Consider the following 14,343-nt stretch of genomic DNA (forward strand, 5'->3'; position numbering starts at 1 on the left):
AATTCACCTTATTTATGAAGCCATTTCAGTAACATTTGTTCTAAATCACCTTCAATAATTGGTTTTGACAAATAATCATCTAAACCTGACTCCAGACATTTTTCTTTATCACCAGTCATTATACCAGCGGTTATCGCGATGATTGGAGTGTTTAAACCTCCTTCTAAAAGTCGTATTTCGTAAGTCGCCTCGTATCCATTTTTATTTGGCATTTGAATATCCATTAGAATAATATCCGGTCTTTCTTTTTCATATTGTTCCACAGCTTCATTTCCATCCCTAGCTTCGTAGATTCTGCAATTAGAAATTAATTTTTTAACCAATGTTTTTGCTAAAAGCATGTTGATTCTATTATCCTCAACAATTAAAACCTTTTTATCACTAAAGCTTTCAATTACTAATTTTTCAGGTGTAGTACTGTTTTCAGGAGCTCGTTTCTTTCTGGCTTTGGGTTTTTCGAATTTAATTTCGAAGAAAAAATCACTTCCGTCTCCATACTTACTCACCAGCTGTAATTTACTGTCCATTAAGTCCAATAGTTGATTTGAAATAGCCAATCCTAGACCGGTTCCTCCAAACTTTCGATTAGTAGAATTATCCTCTTGTACAAAGGAGCTAAATATTTTTTCCTTGTTGTCTTCCTTAATTCCAATACCGGTATCTTTTACAGAAAATTGTAAAGTTGTAATTTTGCCATTTACAACTTCGATTTCAGAAACATCAAGACGTATTTCTCCAAAACTTGTGAATTTTACTGCATTACTCAATAAATTCACCAAAACTTGTTTTAATCTAACAGAGTCCGCTAGTACATATTTTGGCACATTCCCATTGAGATTTAATACTAAATCAATATTCTTTTGGGTTGCCTGATAGCTGAATAAGTCAATAACCTGACGCGTCAATTCATACAAATTTACTTCTTCAATATGCAATTCTAATTTCCCGGATTCAATTTTAGAAAAATCCAGAACATCGTTTACAATTTGCATTAAAGAAGTCGCAGAATCATTGATGGTGGACATGTATTCTGACTGATTTTTTTCCAGTCCTGACTTCATTAGCAAATGGGTAAACCCAATGATTCCATTCAAGGGAGTTCTAATTTCATGACTCATATTAGCCAGAAAATCAGTTTTGGCTTTGTTCGCTGCTTCAGATTGTTCTTTTGACTGCAACAATTCAATTTCCATTAATTTTCGCTGCGTAATATCAATAAAACTAATTACAATTTCAGTAATTTCATCTTTAGTGTCTAAAACTGGAAAGCCATTTACTAAAACCCATACTATCTTTTCAGTATTAGGATGATTAATTCCTAATGTAAAATTTTTGACCGCTTCTTTTGTTGTAAGAATAAGGCTTATTGGGTGTTTTTCAATATCTATAATCGAATTATCTTCATTTAAATATTTCCAAATTGGATCTATCGCCTTTTTGCCTAAAATTTGTTCGGTGATTAAACCCAATAATTCCGAAGCTTTGTTATTGCTCATAATGACGGAAGTATCTGCTGCATGAACGACGATACCTGCATCCAAATTATCTAACAATCCGCGATACCTTTCTTCACTTTTCGCAAGTGATTCATCAACAAGTTTGACTTTTGTAATATCACGCGAAAGGCATATAAAATGAATTTCATGTTCTTCCGTTTCCTTCATTGGTGCGATCGACAACTCATACCAACGTATTTCATTTTTCTTTTCCAAGGTGTATTGTCTCCCGGTCGAAAACCCATTTTCAGCAGCTTCACGAATGGCCGAAAAAGCTAAATTAGCGGCCTCAGCAGGCAATATTTCTGATATTTTCTTGCCAATAAATCGATCTGCAGATTCCGTAAATAAATCTTTACGATGGGAATGATAGTTGTAGATAGTTCCATCTAAACCTACTTCTATCATTAGATCTGGGATGGCATCGATGATTGCCTCCATCTTTTTATTTGCCTTCTTGAATTCTTCTTCCGCTTTTTTAAGGTCTGTAACATCTAACATCGATCCTATAAAACGAGTGGGCTTGCCTTGATCATCTCTTATAATTAAAGCACGTTCATAAAAGTTCCCATAAGTACCATCTGCTCTTAAAAAACGAAAATCCTCTGCCCAAGAGTTTGAGGTTCCAGCGTAACATGCTTCAATTTTTTTAATAATTCGATCTCTATCGTCAGGATGTAGGTTAGATCTCCACAATAATTTATTCTCCTCGGTTGATAAATTTTCATCATACGAATTTAAATTATTGTACGATACTTTATTATGCCAGCTTTTGCCGGTACTAAAATCCAATTCAAATACAGCATCATTTGTTGTTGACGAAATTAATTCGAAGCGTTCATTAGCGCTTTTAATTATTTCTTCTGCTTTTTTTCTCTCCGTTAAGTCTAATGCCATCGCTAGAAGGCATCTTTTTCCTTCATATTCTATAGCTGTTCCACTAATATAATAGGGTACTCTATTATTTGTTTTTGAATAAATATCAACTTCAATACTAGCGTATCCTTCTTCTAATACGGTCATGATTTTTGAATTGACCTCTTCATGCTCCTCTTCATGAAAAAAATCCAAAGGAGTCATTTGACTAATTTCAGAACCACTGTATTCTGTAACATGTTCAAAATTTTTGTTCCATTTTAAAGATTTGCCAAATTGATCACAGAGATAAAACAAACCGGGTAGATCATTTATTATCGTCTCGGAAAGTAGTTTTTCTTTAAAAATTATATCTTCAGCGATTTTACGTTTTGTAATATCAGTAACGGTACCAATGTAGCCCACAATCTCGTTTTCTATATTTCGATCAGGAATAGCTTGCCCCATCACCCACACAATTGTACCATCAGCTCTTTCAAAACGATACTCAGATATTGATTCTTGATTTGTTACGGTGGCATCATTCCATCCTTTAATAATTACTTTTCGATCGTCCTTATGAACAGCACTAAGCCAACCATCACCCAAAGCTTCTTGAACTGACAGTCCTGACATCGTACACCAACTTGGATTAACATAAGTAGTAGACCCAGCTACATCAGTACGGAATATCCCCACTGGAGAAGCTTCTGTAAGTGCATGGTACCTTTTTTCACTTTGAAAAACAGCTTCTTCCGCTTTTTTATTTTGAATTTCTTTTTCAAAAACATCAAGTGCAAAAGATACATCATCAGTCGCCTTATCTAATAATGCAATTTCTTCTGCATCAAAAAAGTTTTTTTCAGTAGAATAGAGACATAGAACTCCAATAATTTTTCGACTTTTTTTAATAGGTAATACCATTACAGAATTATACCCTCGACTTAGCGCTTCTTCTTTCCAAGGCGTCATTAGAGTACAGTTTTCTATGTCATTACAAATAACATACTTTTCATTCCTTATTGCTGTGCCTGCAGGCCCTATTCCTTCTAGTATTTCATTAATAGAAATTGCCTTAATTGCGCAGAGATACCCTCTATCTTCTCCTATAACCACTGCAGGTACTAATTCATTGTTAACTTCATCTATTAACCCAATCCAGGCCATTTTAAATTTACCCGTTTCAACAGCAATAGTACAGGTCTCTCTAAAGAGTGTTTCTTCATCAGCAGTACGAACAATCATTTGATTAATTTGACTGATAAAATGATACAATCTATTGGCTTTTATAATTTTTTGCTCCGCTTCTATTCTTTCAGTGATATCTGTAATAATACCATGACAAATTACGGTTCCTGCGGGCTCTACAACAGGCAATGAATTCACTTCATGCCAAACTAATCCCTTTGTAGGATGTAAATAGCGATAGGTCCCTTTTAATGGAACTAATTCTGTTTTAGTTTTGTTGATTTTCTCAATAACCATCGCTAAATCATCTGGATGGATTCGTTTAAAAATACTATTGGAATCTTTTTCGACCTCCTCAAATTCAAGTCCGTAAATATCCTTTATCGCATGACTTGCATAAGGATAACTCAATGAGCCGTCTTTGTTTTTACGCATCGAATAAATCAAGCCCGGAGCTGTCGTTGCTATTTTAAAGAATTTATCTCTTTCATTTTCTAATAACTCGATTGCTTCTTTTCTTTCAGTGACATCATTTAAGTTAGCTATAACTCCTAAAACACCTTTTTGATTAATCAAATTTGTCAGAATCCCTTCTAGCCATATATACCTCCCGTTTTTATGTTTAACCTTAAACAAAACTGGATTTGGAGTATCTGGATAATCCAAAGTTTTTTGGATTTGCAGTTTCATATACTCTAAATAATCGGGGTGAAAATAGTCTTTGTCAGCCAATTCCTTAAATTCTTGACTGCTGTAGCCTGTAATACGAGTGGAAGAAGGGCTGCGAAATATTGTCTTTAAGTTTTTGTCTAATACAGCAATAATACTTTCATTATTTTCGACCAAGGCACGAAAATATCTTTCGTTTTCTATGACTTTTAACTCCGATTTTTTTTGCTCCGTAATATCTCTAAAATTTGTAATAATCCCATTTATACTAGGATCAGCAAGCTTATTATTCAACACTCCTTCTAACCATATGTACCTCCCGTCTCTATGTTTAACCTGAAACAAAAGAGCAATAGGAATATTAGGATTCTCAATAGACTCCTTAATCTTAGTGTGTACATACTCTAAATAATCCGGATGGTAATAGACTTCATCTGTAATTGCATCAAATTCTTCATTTGTGTATCCAGTAACACGGGCCGATGAAATACTCCTATAAACAACTTTTAATTCTTCATCAATAACAGTAATTATTCCTTGATTATTTTCTACTAAAGCTCTAAAGCGGTCTTCGTTTTTTCTAATAATTTCATCAGCCCTTTTCTTTTCAGATATATCTCTAAAAAAAATAGAGAGACCATCAGCCGAAGGGTAAATATGGTTTTCAAACCACAAACCTGAGTAACAATCAAACTCTTCAACAAAAATATATTTTTGGTCCGCTAACGATTCCTGGCACGCTTTAAAAAAAGATTGATTTATAGCTTTAGGATATTCTGTCCAAATGCTCTTACCAATCAAATCCTCACGATTTCGATTATAAATCTCCCCCGCTTTTTTATTCAAATAGGTATAACGCCAATTATTATCTAGAGCCACGAAAGCATCACTGATCCGTTCGAATGTATTATTCAGTAGCTCAGCTGCGGCTTTACTTTGGGTGATATCTTTTACAAACGCAAGAAATGAATTTGCCGAGAGTTTAACGGCATCAACTAACACAGTAACGACTGCTCCATTTTTGTGAGTAATTGTAAGCTCTCCTTTCAATCTACCAGTTACCAGTAAATCTTTGAATTGCTTCCTGGAGTTATCAACAGTCTCTGGAGACGATAACTCGCCAAATTTCATAGCTAGTAGCTCTTCTTTTGAGAATCCAGTTATTGAAGATGCAGCTGCGTTAACTTCTAAATAATTTCCTTTATTATCAACTACAAAAACGCCATCAGGGGCGTTATCTATATAATTTCTGAATTTAGCGTTACTTTTCTCTTTAATTAACTTAGCAATAAGAGCAATTTCATTTTGCTCCTTGACTTTTAAGGTTTCTTCTAATTCTTTTTTCGAAGAAATATCTTGTGTATTCCCTCTAAGTGCAATTACATCTCCATTTTTATCTGTTACTGGAACGACAACTACATTAAGCCATTTTATTCTATTATTAGAAAAATGCGCCGCCGCCTCTATTTCAAAAGGTTCCTTGTCAATCATACATTGATTGATTTTATCTTGAAATAATATACGATTTTCTTTTGAAAAGCACTTTAAGTAGGACTGAAACAACTCCTCATTCGGTTTCTTTTCGGCTTCATAAATGGAATACAATTCTTCCGACCAAATCATTTTATTAGTGATCATATCGAATTCCCAACTTCCAATCTTAGCTATTTTTTGGGCGTAATTTAAGAGTCGCTCGCTGGTAATTAAATTCTGTTGGGCTTCTCTTATTTGGGTTAAATCCCTTCCTATTCCGTAAATAAGTTTTCTTCCGTAATCGACATTAGTTGTCCAATGAATATATACAACGGCACCGTTTTTTTTAATATATCTATTTTCGAAACTAATAGAAGTATGATCAATCGACAATCTTTGTATTTCACGATTTGTTCTTTCAACATCTTCTGGGTGAATAAACGAAGTGAAACTAGTACTTATCAAATCCTTTTCAGTATATCCTAACTTTTTTAAGAAAGATGGATTAACCTCTTTAAAGCCCCCATCCATTCCTGCAATGCACAATAGATCCAGATCCTCGGATTCTTTAATATTTAATTCAAAATTGCCTAACTCTAACGGTTCTTTCCTAAGTTTCTTTATTACTTCCTCTTGATTTATTATAACCTTGAGTAAATCTTCATAGCTTGGCTTGGCTTCATTCATACTCATAAACGCAGATAATTATCAATTACTCTTTCACTTGTAAAGGCTAAATATAGCAATATATGATTAGATACAAGATAAGAGTCCCCTATTTAAAAAAGAAATTAACAATTGTTGTATTGCGACACTTCTTCTGCTACAAGTGTACAATCGTTTCAATTTTTCCTTCTAATCTAAGAAAGAAAATTAAAGCGAACCTATCGAAATCAGAACTTATAATTCGTAAAACAGAAAGACAAAACAGGATCAATAAGTAAAAAAAGTTACAGCAGAATTATTTAATTTTTCAAATGAGATTAGTTCTGCAGCTGTTGAAAAAAAAAAAAACAGAATATATCCTAATTACTCCTACCTCCAGCAAACACAGATTGCAACTGATTTGCAATGAACAGCAAAGTATAAGGTTGCAACATTCAAATAATCATCTCGCGATTACACAAATACAAAATATTCGTTAAATAGACTATCGAAAAGTTAATAATACTTACATTTGCATCGTACGCGATATTAATGACTGCGATATAAATTAAATAGATGACACAAAAGCTAGAAACAACATTGACACAAGATATTTTCAGAATACTATTAGCCCTATTCATGATTTATGCTGGATTTAGTCACTTGACTTTTAATAGAGCTGACTTTCAGGCACAAGTACCAGATTGGGTTCCGCTAAATAAAGATCTAGTAGTACTATTATCAGGCATAGTAGAAATGGCGCTAGGTTTAGGATTAGCGATTTGGAAAAAGGAAAAAGCGAGGTTCGGTTGGGCACTTGCCTTATTTTTCGTTTTAATTTTCCCTGGAAATATCGCTCAATATTTAGGCGGCAAAGATGCTTTTGGAGTTTTAAATTCAGATAAAGCGCGTTTTATACGTCTGTTCTTTCAACCTGTACTTATAGTTTGGGCTTTGTGGTCAGCTGGATCTTTTAAGGCTTGGAAAAACAATAAAAAAGAAAACTAATGGAAGACGTTCAATTAAAATTAAGCAGCCAAGTATGCTTCCCAATCTATTCTGCTTCTCGTCTTATCACTAAAGCATATCGCCCTTATCTAGAGGAAATGGGGATTACTTATCCGCAGTATTTGGTACTAATGGTACTGTGGGAAAACGATGGCCTTACGGTAAATCAAATTACTGAAAAACTACTTCTTAACACTAATACGCTATCGCCTTTACTCAAACGCATGGAGAAAATGGAGCTATTGCAGCGCAATCGTTCCTCTGAAGATGAAAGAAGTGTTATTGTACACTTGACAGAAAAAGGAAAAAATCTAAAAGCCCAAGCTAGACCTATACCCGAAAACCTCATCAAAATATTACTTACTGAAAACATTAATTTATCTGATGTCATTCAGTTAAAAGACATGTTAAATGAGTGGATCAGAATGCTAACAGAGAATGACAAAAATTTAAAATAAATACAATTAATAAATATAGACAAAATGGAATTATTAGATAAATTAAATTGGAGATACGCTGCAAAAGCAATGAATGGTGATAAAGTATCACAAGAAAAAATAGACCGTATAATCGAAGCTGTATCTCTTGCACCAACCTCAAGTGGACTTCAACCGTTTGAACTAATTGTAATTACAAATCAAGAAATAAAAGAGAAAATTAGACCTATTTCTTGGAATCAATCTGTAGTCACAGATTGTTCTCACTTGCTTGTATTTGCAGCTTGGGATACTTACACAGCTGACCGTATCAACAAAATGTTTGATTTGACAAACACCGTTCGTGGATTTAAAAATGAAGGCTGGGAAAATTACCGTCAAATGCTTTTAAATAGCTACCCACAAAAGGACGCCGAAGAAAACTTTAACCATGCCGCTAAGCAAGCCTACATTGCTTTTTCTCAAGCCATTGCTGCTGCTGCATTTGAAGGAGTTGACAGTACGCCTTTAGAAGGTTTTGATGCTAATGCACTAGACGAAATATTAGGATTAAGAGCCAAAGGACTTAGAAGTTGCGTTATGCTACCTTTGGGTTACAGAGATACTGAAAATGACTGGTTAGTTAATCTTACTAAAGTGAGAAAACGCAAAGAAGATTTAGTTACATTAATTGATTAATAACTAATATTATACATGTTAAAAGCGGTTTGGGCCATAACTCAAACCGCTTTTTTTGTCCTGTATTCTCGACAATCTAACTAAAACACGGCAGAAAAACTTTCAAGCGTAAACCTACATCTAGCTCAGGTTTCTCTTTCGTCGAAAGCAAAAGTTTTTAGATAGATAAAATACTGTTGCCAAAAATCAATATTTTAATTATACCCGTTTATTTCATAAATTCGTTCCACACAAAACGCAATAATATGAATTTCAAATCTTTTCCGGAAATAAAATCAGAACGTCTAATACTAAGAAAAATTGAAGAATCTGATGCTGCCGTTATCCTCTATTTACGCTCTGACGAAACAATCAATCAATTTATAGAAAGACCAGAACACCGAAAAACAAAGACTGTCGCTCAGGCGATCCAATTTATTAGTGAAATAACAGAAAACTTCCGAAACAGTAAATCTCTGACTTGGGGTATCCTGTATAAAAACGAACCGCAACTGATTGGTTCGATTTGTTTATGGAATTTTTCTGAGAACAATACAATTGCCGAAGTGGGTTACGACCTAAATCCCGCATTCCAAAACAAAGGGATTATGACTGAAGCGCTAAAATGCGTTGTTAAATTTGGATTCAACGAATTAGAACTAGACAAGATAGAGGCGTTCACACATCATAAAAATGAGAGTTCTAAAAAATTATTAGAAAAAAATGGCTTTCACTTTATGGAAAACCGAAAAGATCAAAACAATGATTCTAATTCTATCTATGAACTTGTAAATAGTCAGCGCTAACTTATTGCAAGATTCTCCACTAAAAAAAGGGCATTATGACGAATAACACCAAAAAAGAGTTGACGCCCCAACAAAATAAAGAACTATTTGGCATACTAAAAACCCGTTTTGAGAAAAACAAAAACCGCCATGAAAATCTGGATTGGACAACGATCCAAGCAAAGCTGGAAGCCAATCCTGAAAAACTGTGGTCACTCTATAAGATGGAAAGTACGGGTGGCGAACCAGATATTGTAGCTTATGATACAAAAAAGGACTAATTTCTGTTTTATGATTGTGCTGCCGAAAGTCCACTAGGTCGAAGAAGTTATTGTTATGACCGAGAAGCATTAGAATAAAGAAAAAAATTCAAACCAGAAAACAATGCTCTTGATGTGGCAACTGCTATGGGAATTTCCCTTTTAACAGAAGAAGAATATCGCGAATTACAGCAACTTGGAAATTTCGATACCAAAACATCAAGTTGGATACAAACACCAGCAGAAATTAGAACTTTAGGAGGTGCACTATTTTGTGATTTTAGATACAATACCGTATTTGTGTATCACAATGGTGCCGATTCCTATTATGCAACCAGAGGATTCCGTGGTGTACTGCGAGTTTAAATTGTATGGGTACTATCTTGCAAATAAAATTTGGATAGAAAAGAAAAAACTGAATTATAAAGCCAATAGTTACTATCATAATCAGCTATAAACAAAAGCTAGTCTTATTTAAAACAATATAATACTGCTATAAGTAATCAGAAAAAACAATACAACACACTGATTTTAAATTAATTAAAAGCACAAACACCTAACTATTTCGAACTAACTAATTTAATTTTAACAAAAAAATAATATTATACTTGTATATACAAATATAAAAAGTGTTACATTTGTACCAACAAACAAACGAACGCTGGTATGAAAATTGAAGACATTATAAAAACTACTGCTGTTTTGAGTAATTCAAATCGAATTATACTAAATATAATGTATGCTCAAAATGTAGTCAATGAGAAGTTCAATGAAGTTTTGAAACCATATGACTTGTCAGGAGAACAATATAATGTGTTGCGCATATTAAGAGGTCAAAAAGGAAATCCCGCTAATATGAGTGTAATTCAAGAGCGCATGATTGCCAAAACGAGTAACACAACCAGATTAGTAGACAAGTTATTATTAAAAGAATTAGTTACCCGAAAGGTTTGTCCAGAAAACAGAAGAAAAATCGAAGTCTTGATTACTCAAAAAGGATTGGATGTTTTACACGAATTAGATCCTAAAGTAATTGAACATGGAAATTATTTTTCGAAGAATTTAAATGAGGAAGAATTAGAGCAATTAAACACATTATTAGAAAAATACAGAAATCAATATATATAAGTTATGAGTACTTTCTTAGAACATCAGAATTGGAGATACGCAACAAAGAAATTTGATGCTAGCAAAATAATAAATACAGAAGATTTAAATACTTTAAAAGAGGCGATTCGTTTAAGTTCTTCTTCTTATGGATTACAGCCATACAAAGTTATTATTGTTGAAAATCCAGAATTAAGAGCTAAAATTCAGCCTGCCGCATGGGGGCAATCACAAATAGTTGAAGCTTCACATCTTATCATTTTTGCAAATGAAACTAAAATAGAAGAGCAATCTATTGATAATTTTGTAGAAAACATAAGTGCAACTAGGAACATCCCTCTCGATTCATTAAGCGGATACTCCGACTTCATGAAGTCAAAAATAGTAACCCTTGACAATGACTCAAAAAATATTTGGTCGTCAAAACAAACTTATTTAGCAATGGGTAACTTATTGAATGCAGCTGCTGAACTAAAAATTGACGTTACTCCTATGGAAGGTTTTGTACCTGAGCTAGTAAACGAAATATTAGGCTTAGAGAAACTAGGGCTTAACGCTTCTTTAATAGCAACTTTGGGATACAGACATGATGAAGATGCTACTCAATATTACAAAAAAGTTAGAAAATCAAACGAGGATTTATTTATTACACTATAATTATTATTTCAAATCAAATTAAACAAATTAAACAAATTAAGCACATGAAAAATTTAAAAGCAATTGCATTAGCATTAACAGTAGTATTTTCTACACTATCAGTATCTGCACAAACGAAAAAAGTAGATGTTTCAAAAAGTACAATCAACTGGGTTGGGAAAAAAGTAACAGGACAGCATAGTGGTACTGTAAACATAAAAGCGGGAACTTTAATCTTCAAAGGAGATAAATTAGCTGGTGGAACTTTCACTGTTGATATGACTTCATTAAATGCAACTGATATTTCTGGTGAATCCCAAGGAAAATTAAACGGTCACTTGAAATCAGAAGATTTTTTTGGAACTGAAAAATTCCCAACTGCTACTTTAGTTTTCAAAACTGTTGCAGCTAAGGCTAAAAATGTATATGCTATAACTGCAGACTTAACTATCAAAGGCACAAAAAATTTAGTAGCATTTGATATTACTGTAAAAGGAAATACTGCTACAACAACTTTCAATGTTGACAGAACTAAATATGACATTAAATATGGCTCAGGAAGTTTCTTTGACAACTTAGGAGACAAAGCGATCTCAGATGAATTTGAATTGGCTGTAGCCTTAAAATTCTAATATTTTTCAAATAAGCATATCAGCCCCATCAAGCAATTGTTGGGGTTTTTTGTTGCCTTCTGTAAAGTAATCTAACAAAAAAGACTGAAATTTTAGTTTTTTTTTATTCCTTTCCAATTGAATAACCAAATTACATTTATATATTTGTAATATGAAAATAACAATGAACAATACTTGGTGGTGGAACAATTTACGTCAAACGTCGTGAACTAAGCTCCTATGGTATTATTTACTATAAATATAAAAGGCTTGTCATCACGACAAGCCTTTTTTTTTGTGCTAATTTATTTTTAACATCACTTAAGACTTTAAACCTTAAAAAAACTTACAAATTGAGACCATTTATATTTAATACAAATTACAAACAAATACTCGCTGACACCATTACTCCCGTTAGTGTGTACCTAAAAATACGCGATAAATTCCCAAACAGTCTACTTCTAGAGAGTAGTGATTATCACGGGAGTGACAACAGTTTTTCATACATCTGTTGCAATCCAATCGCTTCTATCAAAATAGAAAACGAAGCGATTTTTAAAACCTTTCCCGATGGCACTTCCGAAAAGATAATTATTGATGCTAATACGAATATTCCTGAACTAATTCAAGAATTCTCGGGACAATTTAAGTCAGAGAAAAACGACTTTAAATTCATCAATAATGGTTTGTTTGGATACATTTCCTATGATGCCGTTCGTTATTTTGAAAAAGTAAGCATTGCCAAAAAAGACAATAGTATTTCAATTCCAGATGTATATTATGCGGTGTACCAAAACATCATCGCAATCAATCATTTTAAAAATGAAGCATATATCTTTTGCCATAGTGTAGACGGAAAAAACAACATCTCTGAAATCGAACAATTGTTGCAATCTAGAAATATTGCTTCCTATAAATTTTCGAAAGAAGGTAACGGTTTTTCAAATTTGACTGACGAAGAGTTCAAACATAATGTGGCTTTGGCCAAAAAACATTGTTTCCGCGGTGACGTATTCCAGTTAGTATTATCTCGAAGGTTTACCCAAGGTTTTAAAGGAGACGAGTTTAATGTTTACAGAGCATTGAGAAGCATTAATCCTTCCCCCTATCTGTTCTTTTTTGATTATGGCGATTTTAAAATATTTGGTTCTTCACCCGAAGCCCAAATTATTGTCAAAGATCGAAAGGCTGAAATTCATCCAATCGCTGGTACTTTTAAGCGAACAGGTGATGATGAAAAAGACGCGATATTAGCGAAACAATTATCAGAAGATAAAAAAGAAAACAGCGAACACGTGATGCTTGTAGATTTGGCTCGAAATGATTTAAGTCGCAACGGTCATAACGTGAATGTAGAAAAATACAGAGAAGTACAGTTTTTCTCGCATGTGATCCATTTGGTATCTAAAGTGACTGGCCATTTACATGAAAAAGCGACCACTATGCAAGTAGTCGCCGATACTTTTCCAGCAGGAACTTTAAGCGGAGCGCCAAAACACAGAGCGATGCAACTCATCGAAGAGTACGAAAAAACAAATCGTAATTTTTACGGTGGTGCAATAGGTTTTATGGATTTTGAAGGAAACTTCAATCATGCTATTATGATTAGAACGTTTCTGAGTAAAAATCATCAGTTACATTCCCAGGCGGGAGCAGGAATCGTTGCCAGTTCAGATGAAGAAAGCGAAATGCAAGAAGTCTACAACAAACTCCTTGCACTAAATAAAGCATTGGATCTAGCAGAAACTATTTAAAATACGAATTTAAAGATTTAATAATATAAGAATTTAAAGGTTGTCAAAACGCATAATTTTTCAATCTTTTAATCATTCAATTTTTCAATAATGAAAACAAAAAAAGTATTAGTTATAGATAATTACGATAGTTTCACTTACAATCTAGTCCATTATCTGGAAGATTTAGAATGCGAAGTGACAGTGTATAGAAACGACGAATTTGAAATCGACGAGATTGCAGAATTCGATAAAATTCTACTTTCACCTGGTCCAGGAGTTCCTGATGAAGCTGGATTGTTGAAAGAAGTAATTCGGAAATATGGTTCTACCAAAAGTATTCTTGGCGTTTGCCTAGGACAGCAAGCAATCGGTGAAGTATTTGGAGGAACACTTTCAAATTTAGATAAAGTGTATCACGGGGTTGCCACAATTGTAACGCAATCTGTAAATGACGAACATTTATTTGATGGTTTAGAAGAAGAATTTGAAGTGGGACGCTACCACTCTTGGGTTGTAGATACTACCTTACCCGAAGCGCTGGAAGCTACTTCCTTTGATGAAAATGGGCAAGTTATGTCCTTACGTCATAGAACATTTGATGTTCGCGGCGTACAATTTCACCCAGAAAGCGTCTTGACTCCAAATGGGAAAAAGATATTAGAAAACTGGATAAATAGTTAAACCCTCCTCCCGCCCCCTCCGAAGGAGGGAGAGCCAAAATGGATATAGATAATTGATAAATATTTACTGTCATCGTTTACAGAAAAAAAATGCACACAA

The 14,343-nt window shown here is 33.7% G+C and carries 10 protein-coding genes and 1 pseudogene; 10 read left to right on the forward strand and 1 reads right to left on the reverse strand.

Going from position 1 to position 14,343, the window contains the following annotated elements; genetic code table 11:
* Nucleotides 1-8 precede the first annotated feature (8 nt).
* Entirely contained in the window at nucleotides 9-6,374 is a 6,366-nt protein-coding gene (locus tag FQU23_RS12110) for a PAS domain S-box protein (RefSeq protein WP_147674055.1), read from the reverse strand.
* A gap of 528 nt (nucleotides 6,375-6,902) precedes the next feature.
* Between FQU23_RS12110 and FQU23_RS12115 the strand changes: the two genes are divergently transcribed.
* From FQU23_RS12115 to FQU23_RS12160, 10 genes and pseudogenes are all read left to right on the forward strand, one after another.
* On the forward strand, nucleotides 6,903-7,334 hold the full coding sequence (locus FQU23_RS12115) for a DoxX family membrane protein (protein WP_147674056.1): 432 nt from the start codon (nucleotides 6,903-6,905) through the stop codon (nucleotides 7,332-7,334).
* Nucleotides 7,334-7,792, forward strand: coding sequence for a MarR family winged helix-turn-helix transcriptional regulator (locus FQU23_RS12120; protein WP_147674057.1), 459 nt, complete (start codon nucleotides 7,334-7,336; stop codon nucleotides 7,790-7,792). The genes FQU23_RS12115 and FQU23_RS12120 overlap by 1 nt, the downstream gene beginning before the upstream one ends.
* 24 nt (nucleotides 7,793-7,816) lie before the next feature.
* Nucleotides 7,817-8,449 (forward strand): nitroreductase family protein, encoded by a 633-nt coding sequence (locus FQU23_RS12125; RefSeq protein ID WP_147674058.1) that lies wholly within the window; start codon nucleotides 7,817-7,819, stop codon nucleotides 8,447-8,449.
* A 245-nt stretch (nucleotides 8,450-8,694) separates the two neighbouring features.
* On the forward strand, nucleotides 8,695-9,234 hold the full coding sequence (locus FQU23_RS12130; protein ID WP_147674059.1) for a GNAT family N-acetyltransferase: 540 nt from the start codon (nucleotides 8,695-8,697) through the stop codon (nucleotides 9,232-9,234).
* Between the two features lie 35 nt (nucleotides 9,235-9,269).
* Nucleotides 9,270-9,839 (forward strand): annotated as a pseudogene (locus tag FQU23_RS12135) (DUF4256 domain-containing protein).
* 300 nt (nucleotides 9,840-10,139) lie between these two features.
* On the forward strand, nucleotides 10,140-10,601 hold the full coding sequence (locus tag FQU23_RS12140; protein WP_147674060.1) for a MarR family winged helix-turn-helix transcriptional regulator: 462 nt from the start codon (nucleotides 10,140-10,142) through the stop codon (nucleotides 10,599-10,601).
* A gap of 3 nt (nucleotides 10,602-10,604) precedes the next feature.
* The gene (locus FQU23_RS12145; RefSeq protein WP_147674061.1) at nucleotides 10,605-11,237 is read left to right on the forward strand and encodes an NAD(P)H-dependent oxidoreductase; all 633 of its coding nucleotides are present in this window, start codon (nucleotides 10,605-10,607) and stop codon (nucleotides 11,235-11,237) included.
* Between the two features lie 44 nt (nucleotides 11,238-11,281).
* The gene (locus FQU23_RS12150; protein WP_147674062.1) at nucleotides 11,282-11,848 is read left to right on the forward strand and encodes a YceI family protein; all 567 of its coding nucleotides are present in this window, start codon (nucleotides 11,282-11,284) and stop codon (nucleotides 11,846-11,848) included.
* A 332-nt stretch (nucleotides 11,849-12,180) separates the two neighbouring features.
* Nucleotides 12,181-13,581 carry an anthranilate synthase component I family protein gene (locus FQU23_RS12155; RefSeq protein WP_147674063.1) on the forward strand — a complete coding sequence of 467 codons (1,401 nt, stop codon included), beginning with the start codon at nucleotides 12,181-12,183 and terminating at the stop codon, nucleotides 13,579-13,581.
* 90 nt (nucleotides 13,582-13,671) lie between these two features.
* The gene (locus tag FQU23_RS12160; RefSeq protein ID WP_147674064.1) at nucleotides 13,672-14,244 is read left to right on the forward strand and encodes an anthranilate synthase component II; all 573 of its coding nucleotides are present in this window, start codon (nucleotides 13,672-13,674) and stop codon (nucleotides 14,242-14,244) included.
* Nucleotides 14,245-14,343 lie beyond the last annotated feature (99 nt).

It is taken from the genome of Flavobacterium sp. XN-5, assembly GCF_008033395.2.
Lineage (GTDB): Bacteria > Bacteroidota > Bacteroidia > Flavobacteriales > Flavobacteriaceae > Flavobacterium > Flavobacterium hiemivividum.